Origin of the sequence: Chryseobacterium sediminis (assembly GCF_008386505.1) — a bacterium.
Taxonomy (GTDB): Bacteria; Bacteroidota; Bacteroidia; order Flavobacteriales; family Weeksellaceae; genus Chryseobacterium; species Chryseobacterium sediminis.
This window is the reverse complement of the sequence record NZ_VUNZ01000001.1, coordinates 1,901,446-1,919,019: the sequence shown is the minus strand read 5'-3', so window position 1 is coordinate 1,919,019 and position 17,574 is coordinate 1,901,446. Positions and strand designations below refer to the sequence as shown.

Below are 17,574 nucleotides of genomic sequence, written 5' to 3'. Positions count from 1 at the left end.
ATATGCATTTTTTAAAACAAAAAAGAGCGGTAAAAACCGCCCTCCACAAGATTTTATCTAACAAAATATATTACATGTAAACACATCCGCATCCGGTTTCCCATTCCTGGCAAAGACGCATTGGTTCATTGCATCCTGGGTTACTGCCACCGCCGCCGGAAACTCTGTAACAAGTACCATCACTGCAATAGTATGAGCCTATTGTAGGAGGGCAGTTACCATCAATATCACATAGTGCATAAGGAGTGTCACCACCACTTATCAGCACAAGCTGGCTTCTCTTTAGTTTTTTTAAATTTTTCATAGTAATAATATTTAATTTGTTGATTACTAATATATAGAAAAATTAGCACACCGACAAGTGTTTTAAATAATGGGAATTAAAATATTTTATAATACTACTTTTTTATCAGGTTTATTCCACATCTAAAGTCATGAAAAGGGCGATCTCGTCCACATTGTTGTATAGCCTTGTATTCAGTCCGGTAATATTGAATCCCATTCTTCTGTAAAACTGGATGGCTGGGTAGTTGGTATTCTGTGTTTCGAGTTCAATAACTCTGCAGTTTAATCTACGGGCTTCCTTAATAGCACTTTTAATCAACATAATCCCGATTCCCTGTCGTCTGTGTTTTTCGTCAATCAGGATGTTTTCTATGTACAGACTGTTGTTCCATGTTCTGTACTCACAGATAATCCAGCCCACAAGTTCTTCATTAACAAACACACCGAAAGAATTTTCCTGTTCAATAAGAGTATTCAGTTCATTAAATTCTTCAGAAGTGGTTTCCCAGATTTTGGTATAAGGTAAAGCCTTTTCTTTTAAAATAAACTCGAAAGAACTGCCAAATTCAATAGATGAAACGACGTATATTCTGTCTGTTGTATAGCCGTTATGTCCCCAATTTACACTCGGGTCAGAGGTTAGCTTTTGTAATTTTCTTATTTCCACACCAGATATTTTAAGCTTATTGAATTTCAGTACAGATTTCTACCAGATAATTATTGGGATCTTTAATATAAGCTGTTTTTTGTCCCCAAGGTTTTACTGCAATATCTTCATAGAGTACAGCTCCGTTTTTTATTGCTTTTTCTACTAAGGCTTCTACATTATCTGTTGTAAACCCAAGTTCCATTCCGAAAGGTTTGTCTTTTGTTTTTGAAGTTAAAAATCCTTTTTTAATATTGGAACCTGCGAGGCTGATAGAGGCGAATGAAAGAGTGGTTTCTCCCGTCAGCAGCTCTCCATAATCTTTTTCAGGTGTAATGAATTTTATTTCAGAGCCGAAGGTGTTTTTATAAAAGCTCATAGACTGCTCTACATCTTCCACATACAGAATAACATATTTGAATTTGATCATCGTATTGAATTAAAATGGTTTTATTTTTTATTTAAAATATACTCTTCATCCACCATGAGTTTGACATGAGGCCCATGTAAAGGATATTCTTTGAAATTTCCGAAGTGTCCGAAATGAAGAGGAAACTTTTGAGTAAGCAGGCGTACTTTCTTTCCAAACGAATTGATATCAACCTTTTGAATAGACTCTTTGTATTGTCTTCCATTGCTGAAAAAGAGCATCAGGTTACCATGATCTTTACAATCAAAATCATTATAGTAAAATACATTGATATTTTCTTCTCTGCATACTCTAGTCAGGTCATTGATGAAATCCTTTTTGTACTGTAAAGGCAGATTACAATCAATTCTGATGGTGTAATTTTCAGCATTATTTGTCTTGAAATCCGAACCAACCATTTGGATGAATCGGTGTTCTATATTTTTGAATTCTTCTCTTTCCGGAGCATAACTTTTGCTGGATTGTATGGTAAAAGGAATATCGGAATCTAACAATTCTGCATGCTCACGAATTAACAGTTCTTCTATTTCTTCCGCCAGCTGAAAATGAAAATCAAAGAGCTGATAATCTCCAATATTGATAATGAGCTGATTTTTATTGATGTTCAGGTGCAAATAGGTGTTTTTGAAGTCTTCTTTTAATTTTTCCAGCTTTCTGATAAATTCACCTGTATTTTCCACCTGAACTCTTGCCGCCAGTTCAGCAGAGTTATCGGCATGTCCGCCATATCCGGGATAAAATTTGAAAAACCTGAAATCATATAAATGATCCGGAAATTTGAAATACCAGTATGTGCCTAAAATCATTGAAGGTTGATTGATGAATTGTACAATAATCAAAATTAAATAAAATTTCACACTCCAAAACTTTCAAAACCCTTAAATTTGTTGTCAATAAAAATTTACTTGGATGCTTAGGAACATTTCAATTGCGGCAGCTACTTTATTGTCCGTAGTTACAATCAATGCGCAGAAGAACAGAAATACCCAACTGGAAAGACCAAAATTAGTTGTAGGTCTGGTAGTAGACCAGATGCGTTGGGACTATTTATACCGTTTTTATGGTAAATATGGAAATGACGGTTTCAAAAGACTTTTGAATACAGGATATTCCTTAAATAATGTACATATTCCTTATGTTCCTACCATTACAGCTTTGGGACATACGTGTATCTATACGGGTTCGGTACCGGCTATTCACGGAATTGCCGGAAATGACTGGACGGATAAGGAAACAGGGAAAGGTGTTTACTGTACTGCGGATGAGAGCGTTCAGCCAGTAGGAACCACTAATACAAAAACAGGAAGCCACTCTCCGAAAAATCTTTGGTCTACTACGGTGACTGACGAATTGAGATTAGCAACCAACTTCCAGGGAAAAGTTGTTGGTGTTTCATTGAAAGACCGTGCTTCCATTCTTCCTGCGGGACATACGCCAAACGGAGCTTTCTGGTTCGATGACAGCACAGGGAACTTCATTACCAGTACATGGTATATGAATGATCTTCCTCAATGGGTAAAATCATTCAACTCTCAGAATCTTCCTGAAAAATTAGTAGCAAACGGCTGGAATACCTTACTTCCGATCAATCAATATACTGAAAGTGCGCCGGACAATTCTTCTTGGGAAGGTTTGCTGGGAAGTGCAAAAACGCCTACTTTCCCTTACAGTAATCTGGCAAAGGATTATCAGACTAAAAAGGATAATATCCGTTATACACCTTTCGGAAATACGCTGACATTAAAGTTGGCAGAAGCTTCTGTAGAAGGTGAAAAACTGGGTGGAGATAATATTACAGACTTCTTAGCGATCAACCTTGCATCTACAGATTATGCAGGTCATAAATTCGGACCGAATTCTATTGAAGTAGAAGATGTTTACATCAGATTAGACCAGGATTTGGCAGAATTTTTCAACTATCTGGATTCAAAAGTAGGAAAAGGAGAGTATACGGTTTTCCTTTCTGCTGACCATGGTGGAGCGCACTCTGTAGGATTCCTTAAAGAACATAAAATCCCGACAGGTTTCTTCGGAGAAGATGCAGAGAAAAATCTGAACCAAAAACTGAAAGATAAATTCGGAGCTGATAAACTGATTAATGCGATTGATAACTATCAGATTTATTTTGACAGAAAAGTATTGGCAGACAGCAAACTTGAATTGGATGATGTAAGAAATTACACCGTAAAAGAACTGGAGAAAGATCCTACCGTTTTATATGCTGTTTCTGTAGATAAAGTTCAGGAGGCCAGCATTCCGGAACCCATCAAACAAAGAATTATCAACGGAATCAACAGACAGAGAAGTGGAGATATTCAATTGATTTCTCATGATTCTATGCTTCCTCCATATTCTAAAACAGGAACTACCCACAGCGTTTGGAATTCTTATGATTCACATATTCCATTGATCTTTATGGGATGGGGAGTTAAACAGGGAGAAAGTAATAAAGAGTATCACATGACAGATATTGCGCCTACTGTATCTTCTTTATTGAAAATTCAGTTCCCAAGCGGAAATGTAGGAAATCCAATTACAGAAGTTATTGGTAAATAAACTGAAAATTATACATCATAAAAAACATTCCCAATCGGGAATGTTTTTTTATTTTCCATAGACTATGAAGTGCGTATGATCTGTTGTATTTCTTTCTGAAATTTCCTGTTTTGTTTTCTGGTTTTTGTGATAAGAAATAACAGAATGCTGATAAAAACTATTCCAAGCAGAACCGACCCAATTTTAATAGCGTGGTAATAAGTTTTTAACCTTTCGCTTTTTAAAGAAGTTTCCTTATTGTGATTGTCTATAACCTGATTAATGGATTTCAGTTCGTTTTGTTTTCTTTTAAAACGCATTTCCAGGTATTTTTTATTATACAGCTGATAGAGATTTTGTTTTCCCATTGCAAGGTAATTATCTGCCAGTTCCTTGTAAATTCCTTCGTTCAGGATGAGATCTCCAGTATTTTTGCAAAGCTTTTCTGCTTTTAATAAAAGCCTTACAGCAGATTGATTTTCATGTTTTTGTTTGTGGATTTCAGCAGTTCCTTTCAATGCAAATGCCTCCAGGCTTTTGGCGTGATTTCTCTGTGCATAATCTATAGATTTTGAAAAAGCTTCCTGTGCTTTCTCAATTTGATTCAGATTAAGATAACAATAGCCGATATTGTAATACACTACACTCATATTAGAATAGGTGGTTTTCTTTAAAGGTACTTTATCAAAGTTCTGTATTGAAATTAAAAACTTTTCCAACGCAATTTCTGAATTAGACTGACTCTTATAAATCATTCCCCTTATGGCATAGCTTGTCGCTGTTTCTACATATTTTTCTGGTGTTTTTTCTGGTATTTTGGCTAAATATTGATCCGCCTCGTTCAAGGTTTCCAGACTTTTATTGAAAAGTTCCATCTGCTGGTATTGAATCGCAACGGAAATAAGAACACTTGCCTGACTTTTGGAGTCGTTGGTTTTTTGTGACAGTTCCTTAGCTTTTAAAATATATTTTAAAGATTCTTCAAAGTCTCTTTTTGCAATATTAGCTGTGGAAAGGAGCATATAAAGACTAATAGAGGTTTTGATATCATGAGATTTCTTTAAAAGCTGTTCTCCGATTTTAATTGTATTATCAGGATTGTCATAAATTTCAAGTCTGGCTTTTTTAATTAAAACACTATCTGGTGTCTTTTGTGCTTTTACGAAAGGATAAAAGAATAGCAGAAACAGGGGTAATATTTTTAAAAATAGTTTCATACGGCTTTAGTTTTACTGATTTCCTGAATATAGGCATTGGGAGACATTCCGGTAACAGATTTGAAAACGGTTGTAAAGGCGCTGTGCGATGAAAACCCCGAATATTCAGCAAGATAACTTACTTTATAATGTAGAAAAGTAGAATCGTTCCTTAATAGCTGTACAATATGGTTGATCCTAAGCTTGTTGATGTATCCGTTGAAGTTTTTCTCTTTATTATTAATCACTTCCGAAAGGTATTTTGTATTGATTTCCATTTGAGAAGAAAGCATAGACAGGGACATATTTTTATTCAGATATCCGTCAGATTTTTCAAACTCTTCAAGCTTTTGTAGAATTTCATCTTCTTTTTCTCTTGATATTTTGGTAGAGCCGGAATCTTTTGCCGTTGTAGAAACCTTGTTTAATAAGATAGGTTGAGGTTTCTCATTGTTCTGTTTTTCAAAGAAATCAAATTGCTTTTTTAAATCTTTATTTTTGCTTTTAATCATTAAAAAATAGGTGAGAAGGCCAATAACTATTAGAAATAGTGTGAGAGCTAAAGGCAAAAAAGATTTAAGGAACATCAGCTTTTGAAACTCGATATTTTTATTCTGATTGGTTTCAACAAGTTTTACAATATATCGGATTCCTTCTCTTGAACTGGAATCTGTTTTGGTTTTCAGTTCATTATAAAGCTTATTGTACTGGTGGTATTTTGCATCATCATGAAGTGCATAATAACAGCGGGAGAGCGATTCGTAGATTTTAATTTTTAAGTTGTTGAAGGGTAGATTTTCAATCAATGAAAGTCCGGCTTCCAGCTTTTTAACAGATGCGGTATAATCCTGTTTCAAAAAGTAGTACTGGGAAAGATTTTCATATGCCAGACCTAACAAAAATGGCTGGTTTTTCTGCTGTTCAAGATCGGAAATGATACTTTCTATAAGCAGATTGTATTCAGTCAGTTTATTTTGCTTCAGCAGATAAGAAGAACGGAAAATTCTGTTTTCCATTTTTAATATTCTATTTTCTTCATTATGATCGCTGAGGTAATGATTGCTTTTATCAAGATTTTTGAATGCTGCAGGATAATCTCTGTTGATTCCTGAGTTCAGAGCTTGCAGTTGGTAAAGCTTTGCGGTGGTTATTCTTAATGCAGGATCATTACTTTTAAGAAGCTTTTGATCAGATAAAAGATGGGTGATGATTCTTTTTGACTGATTGTACAGACCCAGATTCTGATACTGATCAGCAAGATTATAATCACTGAAAATCTGCATAAAATAAGAAAGCTCGTTTTTTTGATCAGTATCTTCTTTCTGAGCAAAAATATTCACAGATTGTACGTAATCACCTTTCATGGCAAAAGCTTGTGAAATAATGTTTTGAAGTACAATTTTATGCTCTGTATTCTGATCGCTTACAAGGATTCCCTGAGTATAAGTGATGCATTCGTCAGAATTCTGATACAATTTCAGAAATGCCTTATCTGCTAAAAGATTAAAATCCGGACTGGACTGTCCATTGGTAATAAGTGAGCTGAAAATAAAAATAAGCAGTAAGATTTTTCTGCTATTTTGAAATAATTTTTGTCCTGATAATTTGTTTTTTGTGTTTTTTTGAATAGTTCTGGTAAAATCCATATTCAAAATGATGTTTTTGTATCTGTTTGATTATTAATTATTTAAAAATTAATCTCTTTTGAAATTCACGAATTATGAAAGTCTCTTTCTTTGAATAAGGTAAATATTGTTTTAATATTGTTTTCACCAATTCAAAAAGCTAAATATAATAAAATATGAAAAAAATTTACAGAATGTCAATGAAAATATTGACGGCTGGTCTTTTTCTGAAATTTGGTATTGCTGAAGCTCAGCTTACAGTAATAGGTTTGGGAAATTATAATGTAGGTGCAGTTTCGGATAATGGAGTGGTGAGTATGCATACAAGTGCAGGAGGAGTATATAAATGGAATGCAGCAGGAGGACTTGTACAAATAGGTTCAATATCAAACGGATATCCGGCTGCAGGCAGAACTATTGTTTCAAATGACGGAACTAAAATATCGTCTTCCGTTACAAATGTAACAACAGGATTTAATGAAATATCGACTTATGATGTGGCTGCTTCTACATGGGTAAACAGGGGCGGGTTGGTTCCTACCGGCTGGGATGGCAGTGTAAGTTCTACATGGGGAATGTCACCCAACGGAAATATCATCGTAGGGCTAGGATTCCTCACTGCGGCCAATGCACATGCTGTAAAATGGGATGCAGTAAACGGAATGGTAGATCTGGGAAGTATAGTTTCCGGGCGTAGTTCCAGAGCAAATGCAATCAATGCTTCAGGCACAGTGATTGTAGGATGGCAGGATGAATCAAACGGAACAAGAAGTGGTGCAAAATGGCAGGATGGAGTAGAAAGCTTCATCACAGATAATAACGGGAATAATGTAGGGGAAGCTGGAGGAATTTCTGCGGACGGAAATACCATCATTGGATCAGCAAATCCGAATCCTTATGTTTGGAATGCTGCAAGCGGGCTGACCTATATAACGCATCCTAATGCTTCTTTCAGTTTTAAAGGGGGAGCAACGGGAATTTCAGCTGATGGAACAAAAGTTATTGGATATTACAGAGCATTTGGAGCGCCTCCAATGTCGGGAGAAGGTTTTATCTGGACCTCGGCAACCGGAAGAGTTAACCTGAATGATTATGCAGTATCCTTAGGAATTGCAACGAATGGAGTAACGATGGGACTTCCTTTAGCCATTTCTCAGGATGGAAAAAAGATTGCGGGAACGGGTACGAACGCTTCAGGTCAAATGGTCGCTTTTTATCTGGATACTTCAGAATTTTTATCAGTAAATGATACAGTAAAGGAGAAAAGCAACATAGGTATTTATCCTAATCCGGTTGCTGGCATCCTATATTTTAAAGGAACAGGAAAAATAGAGAAAGCAGAAATTTACAATTTGGTTGGGCAAAGGGTGAAATCATTCAATACTGTGGAAGGACAGATTGATGTTTCATCCTTGTCAAAAGGTGATTATATTCTGCAATATCAAGTGAAGGGAGAAAAGCAACAGGCTTATAAGTTTATAAAAAAATAACATATATAAATAGTAAAGTAGTGGGATGAATGGCTGTTTTCAATATTGAAAGCAGCTATTCTTTTTTCGTTTACATGACAAAAGATAGGATTTTGATGGATAAGTCCGGTTTTTGGCAAATACATATAAAAAACTATCTTTGCAAAAATTTTGGTTTCCAGTATTTTGGAATGAAAAGGGAATCGGGTGTAACTCCCGGACTGTCCCCGCAACTGTAAATCGCACTAAAAGTTTCTGCAAACAGCCACTGTTTAAAACGGGAAGGAGCAGAATGCGAAAGTCAGGAGACCTGCCAGAATTATAATAAAAAAACAGATTGCTTTCGGAGGAAAAGTAAAAAAGTATGGATATAAAAAGATCTTTAGTACTGCTTTTTTCATCTTATGGCTGTTTTCTTTTTGGACAAGAGAAAACCATTGACACTATTTATGTCTTCGACAACCAGATGAATAGGGTGAAGCTTTTTCATCCCGTAAAAACGATTTCGGCAGAAGAAGCCGAGAAAAATTCAAGTAATCTTTCAGAACTTCTGAGATTTCAGTCACAGGTTTTTATTAAAGAAAATGGCCGTGGAGCTGTTTCTTCGCCCTCTTTCCGGGGAACTACTGCCCAACAGACCGCATTTGTATGGAATGGAATTAATATCAACTCCAGTTTTTTAGGACAGGGAGATATCAATAATATTGCTCTGTTCGGGTATGACCAGATCGGTATAAAAGCCGGCGGAGGAAGTGTAGTGTACGGAAGTGGTGCTATCGGAGGAAGTATTCACCTCAATAATACCCTTGATTTTAACAAAGGTTTCCATGGTTCTTTATTTTCGGAAGTAGCTTCTTTTAATACCTATAATAATTTTGTAAAAGGATCTTACAGCAATGATAAGTTCAGCTTTAAAGCTTCCGGAAATTATTCTGTAAGCGAAAATAATTATGAGGTAAGTGATCTGAATTACATCAACAGAAACGGAAATTATTACAATACAACGTTCAATGCAGGAGCATCCTACAAAATTACGAACGAGCATAAAATTTCTTGGCAGAGCCAGTTCTTTGATTCTTCACAACATTATCCTGTGTATGAAGAAACGGGAACAAAAACAAAATATAAAACCCAAAGTATAAGAAGCCTTCTTTCCTGGGACTGGAACAAAGCAAAGTTTAGCAACTCTCTCAGAGCAGCCTATACAGAAGAGAATTTTCAGTATTTCGGTTCTTTAAACCAACCTAAATCCAGTGGCGGAACAGGTAAGAATTATATCTTTAAAAATGATTTCAATTATTTCCTGAATTCTAAATGGAATTTTAATCTTATCGGAGAATTTCAGATCAATAAAGGTGAAGGATACCAAAGCGGAATCTCCAGTGTCAGTAGAAATATTGGCTCTGTTTCCGGATTGTTGAGGTATTTTGCAACAAAAGACCTGCGCTTTGAAGGTGGATTCAAGAAAGATTTTGTGGAAGATGTGAAGTCGCCATTTATGTATTCATTCTCCGGAAAATGGAGTGCTGCAAAATGGTATGATGTAAGCGTTAACGTGTCAAAAAACTTCAGATATCCGTCATTTAATGATATTTATTATGAGCCGGGAGGAAATAAAGATCTGAGACCGGAAACTTCTACTCAGGTAGATATGACGAATGAGTTCAAGGTGGGAGATTTCAGACTTACGTTATCTCCTTATTATATGAATGTGACAGACCTTATTGTATGGCTGCCTACTGCTTTGGGCTACTGGCAGGCATTTAATGTCAATAAATCTGAATCTTACGGATTGGAATCTCAACTGTCTTTCAACAAACAATTGGGAAATCATAAAATCCGGGCGAATGCAGGATACTATTATGCAAGATCTATTGATAAGGAAACGAAGATGCAAAGACCGTATGTTCCTATGCATAGAGGAACTGCTAATGTAGATTATGAATACGGTTTCTTTAAGTTTTTTGCACAGGGATTACTGAATGGTGTTACCTATACCACAAGTGACGAAAAAAGATCAGACGCCATTGATCCTTATTTTCTTTTAAATATGGGAGTTTCTGCAACCTTAGCAAAAAAATATACCTTAGGGTTCAAAGTGAATAATCTAACAAATACCTACTATAAAACAGTTTCTTTCTATCCTTTACCGAAAAGAAACTATAGTGTATACGCAGCAATAAATTTTTAAAAATTAAAATTGAATAAATTATGAAAATAACTAAACTTTTAACTGTACTATTTGCAGTAGTGTTATTATTTAACATGTCCTCATGTACAAGCGATTCTGCGGAGTTTGACATGTCTCCGATCACTTACCAGAACGGATATTTTATCTCTAATGAAGGTAACTTCAATAGTCAGGGAGCTAAAGTAACATTCCTGACAAGAGATTTGAGTCTGAAACAGGATGATGTGTACGGTTATAACAACAATAAAGAAATTCTTGGTGACGTTCTTCAGACGATTGGTCTTGACGGAAATAAGGCTTATCTTGTGATTAACAACTCGAACAAAATTGTTGTAGTAGACCGTTATACATTCAAGAAATTAGCAGTGATTACAGATCAGCTTGATAATCCAAGAGGAATTACTTTTGCTAATGGCTTTATCTATGTTGCCAATACTAATTTCGTTGCCAATACTCAAAGTGTAACAAAGTATAAAGCTTCTGACTATTCATTTGTAAGCAAAATCAGTATGACTGAAGTTTCTGACAAAACGGTAGAAGCAGGAGGTAATGTTTTTGTACAGAATGCTTCATCAGGATTTGGAAATAAAATTACGTATATCAATACTTCCAACAATGATGCTAAAACTGAAATTACCATTCCGAATGGTCAGATTGGAAACACAGTATCTTATAAATCTAATGTTTACACTATTTCTTCAACAGCTACAGATTCTTATATCTACAAGATTACAAGCACAGGAACCGTGACACCGGTAATTACCCTGACAGGAATTCCTAATGCTACCAATCTTCAGATTGATAATGATAAATTCTACTTCAGCTCTGCCAATAAAGTGTATACAACAGGCTTAGCTACACCAACAATTCCTGCAAGCCCATTATTAACAGCTGCGGATGGTGGTCTTTATTATACGCTTTATGGATTCAACGTTATTGACGGAAGAATCTTTGCATCAGACGTTAAGAAGTTCACAGAAGAAAGTGAAATGGTAATATATTCAGCAGCTACAGGGAGCAAAATGGGATCTCTTAAAACAGGAGGTCTTGGTGCTAACGGTACTTACCTGAATCCATAATACTTTACAGTATATAAAAAATAATTTTTTATTTTTTCATCATTTGTGTTTTTTTCCGGCCGGTTTCTTTTGAAACCGGCCGGCTTTTGTTTTCATAGTGAACAAAAAAGCCCGGCGGGATGGAACATCCCGCCGGGCTTTTATTATTTATCAATTGAATTATATTGTTAATCCCAGTTTTTCAGCTTCGGCAATCACAAATTTTGTGGCTTCTTCTTTTTCATTGGGGATTTCACCTTCAAGAATAGCTTCTTTCACTTTCTCTTTTAAGATACCGATTTCGCGGCCCGGCTTAAGATTAAACATCTCCATGATTTCTTCACCGGTAATAGGAGGCTGAAAATTTCTTACCTGATCTTTTTCTTCCACTTCTTTGATCTTTACCGCTACATATTCAAAGTTTCTTTTGAATTTTTCCTGCTTCTTAGAGTTTTTAGTCGTAATATCGGCTTTACAAAGTGTGAAAAGATCTTCCAGATTTTCTCCGGCATCAAATAAGAGTCTTCGCAATGCAGAATCTGAAGCATCATCAGTGATTAATGCAATGGGTCTTGATGAAAGTTTTACCATTTTCTGAACATATTTCATGTCGCTTCCCAAAGGTAATTTTAATCGCTGGAAAAGGGTCTTGGTCATTTTTGAGCCTAAAAACTCATGACCGTGAAACGTCCATCCTGTACCCTCTACAAATTTTTTCGTAGGTGCTTTACCAATATCATGAAGCAGGGCAGACCAACGAAGCCAAAGATTATCTGTATTCACAGAAATATTATCTACAACTTCCAGTGTATGGTAAAAATTATCTTTGTGAGTCTGGCCTTCCACTTCTTCCACTCCCTTTAATTCTATCAGTTCCGGAATAATCAGTTTCATAAGACCGGTTTGCTCCATCAGTCTCAATCCGATAGATGGCTTTTCAGAAAGCATGATTTTGTTGAATTCTACCATGATTCTCTCCATAGAAACAATCTTGATTCTTTCAGCTTCCTGCTGAATGGCCTGCAGGGAATTTTCTTCTATTTTAAAATTTAAAGTTGAAGCAAAACGCACGGCTCTCATCATTCTCAACGGATCATCAGAATAGGTTTGAGCTGGCTCTAAAGGAGTTCTTAAAATTCCTTTTTCAAGATCTTCAACTCCATTGAAAGGATCAATCAGTTCTCCGAAATTATCTTTATTTAAAGAAATAGCCATCGCATTGATGGTGAAATCTCTTCTTTTCTGGTCATCTTCCAGGCTTCCACCTTCCACTTCAGGTTTTCTGCTGTTTTCGGTGTAGCTTTCCTTTCTGGCTCCCACAAATTCAAGATCAAGTTCTTTATACTTGATCATAGCAGTTCCATACGTTTTGAATACAGAAACTTTTAATTTAGGATCTATATCCTGAGCCACATTCTGGGCAAGCTCAATACCGCTTTGTTCCGTTACAAAGTCTATATCTGTGGAAGCTTTTCTTTTCATCAGAAGGTCACGAACATAACCGCCCACAATATATACAGACTGATTATTCCTTTCTGCTGCTTCAGAAATTATTTTGAAAAGTTTTAAATTCTTATTTTGATTAAGATTAATTATCATCGTTAATAATAGTGTCAATTTCTACCAATGTTACTCATTAATCATAATGAGCATACATTTTACTAATTTTTCCGTCTTCATTAAAAAACATAACTTCAACCGCATGTTTATCCATGATCGACTTATAAAATAATGCTACTGAATCTACTCCTGCCGTGGAATGAATAAGGTCAAAATGAAGATCCGGAAATTTATCCAGGGCTCTTCTCCAATATTCACGAACGGCTTCTTTTCCTTTTAAAGAGCTTTCTTTACCCCCTGTAGCCATAGCAATCATGGGAGTTGTAATCTCAATATCATCCGAATAATGGTTAAGAATAGCCTCTAAATCATGAGAATTCCATGCATTAATCCACATTTGAGCAAATTCCTGATGATTCATAGCAAATAATTTATGAGTTGAGTTTGCAAAGATAGAATTAAAAAAAAGAAATCCTGCCGATATGAACTGACAAGACTCTAAAAAAAGAAACAGAAAGGTTCTGAATTTCTACTCCCGAAGAACCTTTATTCTATTGTCATTCCATATTTTGATCACAGAAGAACCCGAATACTTTGAAACTTTTTCTCTGTCTTCTTCCACTGCATAATCTACAAGGCTGATCATCTCTTCAGAAATATCAGAGAATTTCAAGGGACTTTTCTCACCACTAAAATTGGCAGAGGTAGATACCAAAGGTTTGTTCAGTTTTGTAATCAGTTTTTTACAGAAATCACTTTTTACAAGACGTATCCCGATACTTCCATCCTCAGCAAGAAGTTCTTTGGGTAATCCTCTTGGATTTTCATAAACAATAGTTACCGGTTTTTCACTAAGATCAATAATTTCCCAGGCCATTTCAGGAACATCCACCAGATCCTGAAGTCTTTTTTCAGATTCCACAAGAATGATCATGGATTTGTTTTTTTCGCGCTTCTTAATGTCAAAAATTTTATTGACAGCTTCTATGTTGGTAGCATCACAACCAATTCCCCAAATTGTATCTGTAGGGTAAAGGATTGTTCCGCCGGATTTTAATACTTCAATAATATGTTCCATAATTGTATGTGAATTCAAAGAGTGGATAAAGGTAGAAAATATAAGGATTTTGGGCAAACGATCAGTACGCAAATGATCATTTTATAAAGATTATAATCCGTGAAAAAATGAATTAAAATAAGTTTCACGTTTTATAGGTTCACGATATTTCGGCTGAAGTATTTTTTTGAAATCACTTTTCGTTAAATGTTGAGAAAGCAATACCGTGAAATTCGATCTTGATCCTTCCTTAATTAAAGTATAAAGAATAGCGTTATCTTTAAAGAAAATAATTGTAGTTTGTTCATAATCTTTGCCCAAGCTATAAATGTCACTTGGTTCATTAAGGAAAATCAGATTGCCTGAAACATTAGAAATTCTGTAATGATGTTTTTTTCCATATTCAATGATTCTATTTTTAGCTTCTTCTTTGGGAATATCAAAATTAATTTCTTTTAGATGCTTCTCGGTATATTTGCAATACAAAACATACACGCTAAAGAGAAATAAACCTATAAGAATTAAATACTCAAAACTGTTATTAAGAGAAGTTGTTATACCCCTTAAAAAGAGCAAAGAAGCCCCCGCCAATGCTGAAAATCCAAAATAGATTGAGATCGTCTCAAACTTATCATATGAACTTTCTTCAAAAACTAATTTTTTAGATTGAATACTTTCAATAATTCTTAAATTTTTTAGAGACCTCATTCGGAATTAAGCGGGTATTTTATTTTTGTTAAATTTAGATTTTATCATTAAATAAAATGAACCGAGAACTAAAAATAAAATAGAAGCCATCCACAAAAAATAACCCATTTCTAAACTGTATATTTTGCCCATTCTTCCATTTTCAGCAGCTAAAATTTCCTTCCAGAAAAAAAATGATCCGGCAGTTAAAAAAGACTCTAAACCAAATATAAAAGAGAATAAGGGAGACTTTTTATAACAAAATAAAGCTGAAATGAAAAACCAACCATTGGCTGTCCATACTAGGAATTCAAAGATCCCACCACCCAAAAAACTAATTGGCCCCATGAGAAATACTTCAAATGATTTATAATCTTTGATTTCTCCCATATCTTCTATTTTAAAAGCTGTAAAACAAAGTGAGAGTATAAAGATGAATATACTGATAAGCGCTGTCCGTTTTCCTACATCCATCCCAACTTAGATAAATATCTTTCTTCAATAATATTCAGATGATGGTAATTGTGTCCTACAACCAGTTTTCCGATGGTTTCTACGGTGATTTCATGACCATTGGCTATACCTGTATTGTGTAAAACGGAAGGAGTAAGCGTTTCTAATAAAATCTGGGAAGACTTTCTCACCAGCTTATATTCTTCCAAAAGAGACTCCAGTGTTCTTTCATTGGCGAAAGACTGATCAGCATATTCATTTTCATCAAACCCTGGAAGATTATTTTTTTCTCCTCTTGCGAAAGCTAATATTCTATATTGGAAAACTCTTTCCGTATCTGATAAATGGAGTAAAAGTCCTTTTAATGTCCATTTTCCTTCTGCGTAAGCAAAAGTAGACTGCTCTTCGGTAAGGTTAGAATAAATTCCTATGGTTTTATCAGCTGATATCTGTAATTCGTTTAACCAGTTTCCTGATGGAATCTGATCTAAATATCTTTGGATGTATTTTTGAAAATCGGTCATATTATTTTTTTGTTTTATAAATTGATTTTGAGGTACGGGGTACGAGATTCGAGTTATTGGTATAAAGGACAGAGCTATTTTTGAATATTTTATAAATTATCCATTTTACAAAAATTACTCATTACCTATTGCTCATTACTCATGAATTGCTCCATTCGTAGAAATTCACAGAGTCATACAATTCAAATCCACAGGCCGGATACAGCTGATTCCCGATATCATTGCTTTTTCCTGTTTCTAAAAGAATACCACACGCTTTTGATAAACGGCAGTGTTCTTTAGATTCTTCAATTAATTCTTTAGAATAACCTTTTCCTCTATGGTTTTCATTCACGTAGAGATCGTTCAACAGCCAGTAACGCTGCATTCTTGTAGATGAAAATATGGGATATAATTGTACGAAGCCTGTAAGTTTCCCATTTTCTTCCGCAACAAAAATTTCAGAATCCTTATTTTCAAGTCTTTCCTGAAGAAAATTGGTCGCGGCAGGAATATCTGAAGTCTTATGATAAAATATTCTGTACTGGTCAAATAGTTCAGCCAGTTCATGCAGGTCAGAAATGACCGCTTTTCTTGTGTTTTTCATATGATTGAGTGGTGGTTATAATAAAATGAGAAGGATTGATTAACCCTTCTCATTTTAGTTTTTATTGTATGTTAAGAAAAAGCTTTCTCAAGATCAGCAATAAGATCTTCTGCATCTTCAATACCTACGCTTAAACGAACCAGGTCATCAGTGATTCCCAATTCAGCACGTTTTTCTGCAGGAATTGAAGCGTGAGTCATCAGAGCAGGGTGGTTAGCCAGAGATTCTACACCTCCTAAAGATTCTGCTAAGGTGAATACTCTTACTTTCTCTAAGAATTTAATTGCATCTTCTTTCTTACCGGATTTAAAAGTGAATGAAACCATTCCTCCTGCTTCCTTCATCTGAGATTTTGCCAATTCATATTGGGGGTGAGATTCCAATCCCGGATAAATTACTTTATCTACAGCAGGATGATTTTCAAGATACTTCGCTACAGCAAGACCATTGTCAGAATGTCTTTGCATTCTTAAAGCCAGTGTTTTGATCCCTCTCAATACAAGGTAAGAATCATGAGGTCCTAAAATACCACCACTCGCAAACTGAATAAAGTGAAGTTTTTCTCCAAGCTCAGCATCCTTAGCAATAAGCGCTCCTGCAATCACATCAGAGTGTCCTCCTAAATATTTCGTTGCAGAGTGCATTACAATGTCAGCTCCTAAATCAATAGGTCTCTGAATATAAGGTGTTGCAAAAGTATTATCTACTGCTACTAAAATATCTTTTCCTTTTGCAATATCTACAACTGCTTTGATATCTACCAATTTCATCAATGGGTTGGTAGGCGTTTCTACCCAGATCAGTTTTGTTTTATCAGTAATAACATCAGCGATTTTAGAAACATCATCAAAATTTACGAAAGTAAACTTCAGCTGATATTTTTCAAAAAGTCTTGTGAACATTCTGTAAGTACCTCCATAAAGATCATCTACAGCAATAACTTCATCACCTGGGTTTAATAATTTCAAAACACAGTCGATGGCAGCAAGACCAGAACCGAAAGCTAAACCTCTCGCTCCATTTTCAATACTTGCCAAAGAATCTTCCAATGCCTGCCTTGTAGGGTTGGCCGCTCTTGAATATTCATATCCGGAATGTACTCCTGGGCTTTTTTGTGCAAACGTAGAGGTCAAAAATACAGGAACATTTACAGAACCTGTTGCAGACTCGTGGTGCTGCCCTCCGTGAATTACTTTTGTATTAAAATTCATAATTTTTTGCTTTAGGTTTGAGCATTAAGGAATAGAATATATTACTTAAGCCCATTGTTTT

General features: G+C 35.3%; 18 protein-coding genes and 1 riboswitch. Of the genes, 4 read left to right on the top strand and 14 right to left on the bottom strand.

Annotation, left to right across the window (positions count from 1 at the left end):
• Positions 1 to 70 precede the first annotated feature (70 nt).
• The 4 genes from FW780_RS08735 to FW780_RS08720 all read right to left on the bottom strand — a co-directional run bounded on the left by FW780_RS08735 (position 71) and on the right by FW780_RS08720 (position 2,167).
• Entirely contained in the window at positions 71 to 304 is a 234-nt protein-coding gene (locus FW780_RS08735) for a hypothetical protein (RefSeq protein ID WP_149833231.1), read from the bottom strand.
• Positions 305 to 415: 111 nt separating this feature from the next.
• The gene (locus FW780_RS08730) at positions 416 to 952 is read right to left on the bottom strand and encodes a GNAT family N-acetyltransferase (protein ID WP_149833230.1); all 537 of its coding nucleotides are present in this window, start codon (positions 950 to 952) and stop codon (positions 416 to 418) included.
• A 16-nt stretch (positions 953 to 968) separates the two neighbouring features.
• Positions 969 to 1,361 carry a VOC family protein gene (locus FW780_RS08725; RefSeq protein WP_149833229.1) on the bottom strand — a complete coding sequence of 131 codons (393 nt, stop codon included), beginning with the start codon at positions 1,359 to 1,361 and terminating at the stop codon, positions 969 to 971.
• Positions 1,362 to 1,381: 20 nt separating this feature from the next.
• Positions 1,382 to 2,167 carry a hypothetical protein gene (locus FW780_RS08720; protein ID WP_149833228.1) on the bottom strand — a complete coding sequence of 262 codons (786 nt, stop codon included), beginning with the start codon at positions 2,165 to 2,167 and terminating at the stop codon, positions 1,382 to 1,384.
• A gap of 103 nt (positions 2,168 to 2,270) precedes the next feature.
• Between FW780_RS08720 and pafA the strand changes: the two genes are divergently transcribed.
• Complete coding sequence (gene pafA / locus FW780_RS08715) at positions 2,271 to 3,917, top strand: alkaline phosphatase PafA (protein ID WP_149833227.1); 1,647 nt, start codon at positions 2,271 to 2,273, stop codon at positions 3,915 to 3,917.
• A gap of 62 nt (positions 3,918 to 3,979) precedes the next feature.
• Here the strand turns inward: pafA and FW780_RS08710 are convergent, their stop codons facing one another.
• The gene (locus FW780_RS08710) at positions 3,980 to 5,113 is read right to left on the bottom strand and encodes a tetratricopeptide repeat protein (protein WP_149833226.1); all 1,134 of its coding nucleotides are present in this window, start codon (positions 5,111 to 5,113) and stop codon (positions 3,980 to 3,982) included.
• The gene (locus FW780_RS08705; protein WP_149833225.1) at positions 5,110 to 6,738 is read right to left on the bottom strand and encodes a helix-turn-helix domain-containing protein; all 1,629 of its coding nucleotides are present in this window, start codon (positions 6,736 to 6,738) and stop codon (positions 5,110 to 5,112) included. The genes FW780_RS08710 and FW780_RS08705 overlap by 4 nt, the downstream gene beginning before the upstream one ends.
• A gap of 155 nt (positions 6,739 to 6,893) precedes the next feature.
• Here FW780_RS08705 and FW780_RS08700 point away from each other — a divergent pair, with 155 nt between their 5' ends.
• The 3 genes from FW780_RS08700 to FW780_RS08690 all read left to right on the top strand — a co-directional run bounded on the left by FW780_RS08700 (position 6,894) and on the right by FW780_RS08690 (position 11,456).
• Positions 6,894 to 8,207: a T9SS type A sorting domain-containing protein gene (locus tag FW780_RS08700; RefSeq protein ID WP_149833224.1), complete on the top strand. Its 1,314-nt coding sequence runs from the start codon at positions 6,894 to 6,896 to the stop codon at positions 8,205 to 8,207.
• Between the two features lie 134 nt (positions 8,208 to 8,341).
• Positions 8,342 to 8,518: riboswitch (cobalamin riboswitch) on the top strand.
• 32 nt (positions 8,519 to 8,550) lie between these two features.
• The gene (locus FW780_RS08695; RefSeq protein ID WP_149833223.1) at positions 8,551 to 10,377 is read left to right on the top strand and encodes a TonB-dependent receptor plug domain-containing protein; all 1,827 of its coding nucleotides are present in this window, start codon (positions 8,551 to 8,553) and stop codon (positions 10,375 to 10,377) included.
• Positions 10,378 to 10,397: 20 nt separating this feature from the next.
• Positions 10,398 to 11,456, top strand: coding sequence for a YncE family protein (locus FW780_RS08690; protein WP_149833222.1), 1,059 nt, complete (start codon positions 10,398 to 10,400; stop codon positions 11,454 to 11,456).
• Between the two features lie 159 nt (positions 11,457 to 11,615).
• Here the strand turns inward: FW780_RS08690 and FW780_RS08685 are convergent, their stop codons facing one another.
• The 8 genes from FW780_RS08685 to FW780_RS08650 form a co-directional block, all read right to left on the bottom strand.
• A complete protein-coding gene (locus FW780_RS08685) occupies positions 11,616 to 13,034 on the bottom strand; it encodes a CCA tRNA nucleotidyltransferase (protein ID WP_149833221.1) in 1,419 nt (472 codons plus the stop codon).
• A gap of 37 nt (positions 13,035 to 13,071) precedes the next feature.
• Positions 13,072 to 13,416, bottom strand: a complete 345-nt coding sequence (locus FW780_RS08680) for a nuclear transport factor 2 family protein (protein ID WP_149833220.1) — start codon at positions 13,414 to 13,416, stop codon at positions 13,072 to 13,074.
• Positions 13,417 to 13,524: 108 nt separating this feature from the next.
• Positions 13,525 to 14,073, bottom strand: coding sequence for an L-threonylcarbamoyladenylate synthase (locus FW780_RS08675; protein WP_149833219.1), 549 nt, complete (start codon positions 14,071 to 14,073; stop codon positions 13,525 to 13,527).
• 90 nt (positions 14,074 to 14,163) lie between these two features.
• Complete coding sequence (locus FW780_RS08670) at positions 14,164 to 14,760, bottom strand: hypothetical protein (RefSeq protein WP_149833218.1); 597 nt, start codon at positions 14,758 to 14,760, stop codon at positions 14,164 to 14,166.
• A 6-nt stretch (positions 14,761 to 14,766) separates the two neighbouring features.
• A complete protein-coding gene (locus FW780_RS08665; protein ID WP_149833217.1) occupies positions 14,767 to 15,129 on the bottom strand; it encodes a hypothetical protein in 363 nt (120 codons plus the stop codon).
• Positions 15,130 to 15,203: 74 nt separating this feature from the next.
• On the bottom strand, positions 15,204 to 15,716 hold the full coding sequence (locus FW780_RS08660; RefSeq protein ID WP_149833216.1) for a DinB family protein: 513 nt from the start codon (positions 15,714 to 15,716) through the stop codon (positions 15,204 to 15,206).
• Between the two features lie 139 nt (positions 15,717 to 15,855).
• The gene (locus FW780_RS08655; protein ID WP_149833215.1) at positions 15,856 to 16,302 is read right to left on the bottom strand and encodes a GNAT family N-acetyltransferase; all 447 of its coding nucleotides are present in this window, start codon (positions 16,300 to 16,302) and stop codon (positions 15,856 to 15,858) included.
• Between the two features lie 71 nt (positions 16,303 to 16,373).
• Positions 16,374 to 17,513, bottom strand: coding sequence for a cystathionine gamma-synthase (locus FW780_RS08650; protein ID WP_142718526.1), 1,140 nt, complete (start codon positions 17,511 to 17,513; stop codon positions 16,374 to 16,376).
• Positions 17,514 to 17,574: the final 61 nt, after the last annotated feature.

Coding starts and splice junctions, on each gene's coding strand:
- FW780_RS08735 (WP_149833231.1), bottom strand. CDS start 304: ATGAAAAATTTAAAAAAACTAAAGAGAAGCCAGCTTGTGCTGATAAGT.
- FW780_RS08725 (WP_149833229.1), bottom strand. CDS start 1,361: ATGATCAAATTCAAATATGTTATTCTGTATGTGGAAGATGTAGAGCAG.
- FW780_RS08720 (WP_149833228.1), bottom strand. CDS start 2,167: ATGATTTTAGGCACATACTGGTATTTCAAATTTCCGGATCATTTATAT.
- pafA (WP_149833227.1), top strand. CDS start 2,271: ATGCTTAGGAACATTTCAATTGCGGCAGCTACTTTATTGTCCGTAGTT.
- FW780_RS08710 (WP_149833226.1), bottom strand. CDS start 5,113: ATGAAACTATTTTTAAAAATATTACCCCTGTTTCTGCTATTCTTTTAT.
- FW780_RS08705 (WP_149833225.1), bottom strand. CDS start 6,738: ATGGATTTTACCAGAACTATTCAAAAAAACACAAAAAACAAATTATCA.
- FW780_RS08700 (WP_149833224.1), top strand. CDS start 6,894: ATGAAAAAAATTTACAGAATGTCAATGAAAATATTGACGGCTGGTCTT.
- FW780_RS08695 (WP_149833223.1), top strand. CDS start 8,551: ATGGATATAAAAAGATCTTTAGTACTGCTTTTTTCATCTTATGGCTGT.
- FW780_RS08690 (WP_149833222.1), top strand. CDS start 10,398: ATGAAAATAACTAAACTTTTAACTGTACTATTTGCAGTAGTGTTATTA.
- FW780_RS08685 (WP_149833221.1), bottom strand. CDS start 13,034: ATGATAATTAATCTTAATCAAAATAAGAATTTAAAACTTTTCAAAATA.
- FW780_RS08680 (WP_149833220.1), bottom strand. CDS start 13,416: ATGAATCATCAGGAATTTGCTCAAATGTGGATTAATGCATGGAATTCT.
- FW780_RS08675 (WP_149833219.1), bottom strand. CDS start 14,073: ATGGAACATATTATTGAAGTATTAAAATCCGGCGGAACAATCCTTTAC.
- FW780_RS08670 (WP_149833218.1), bottom strand. CDS start 14,760: ATGAGGTCTCTAAAAAATTTAAGAATTATTGAAAGTATTCAATCTAAA.
- FW780_RS08665 (WP_149833217.1), bottom strand. CDS start 15,129: ATGGGAGAAATCAAAGATTATAAATCATTTGAAGTATTTCTCATGGGG.
- FW780_RS08660 (WP_149833216.1), bottom strand. CDS start 15,716: ATGACCGATTTTCAAAAATACATCCAAAGATATTTAGATCAGATTCCA.
- FW780_RS08655 (WP_149833215.1), bottom strand. CDS start 16,302: ATGAAAAACACAAGAAAAGCGGTCATTTCTGACCTGCATGAACTGGCT.
- FW780_RS08650 (WP_142718526.1), bottom strand. CDS start 17,513: ATGAATTTTAATACAAAAGTAATTCACGGAGGGCAGCACCACGAGTCT.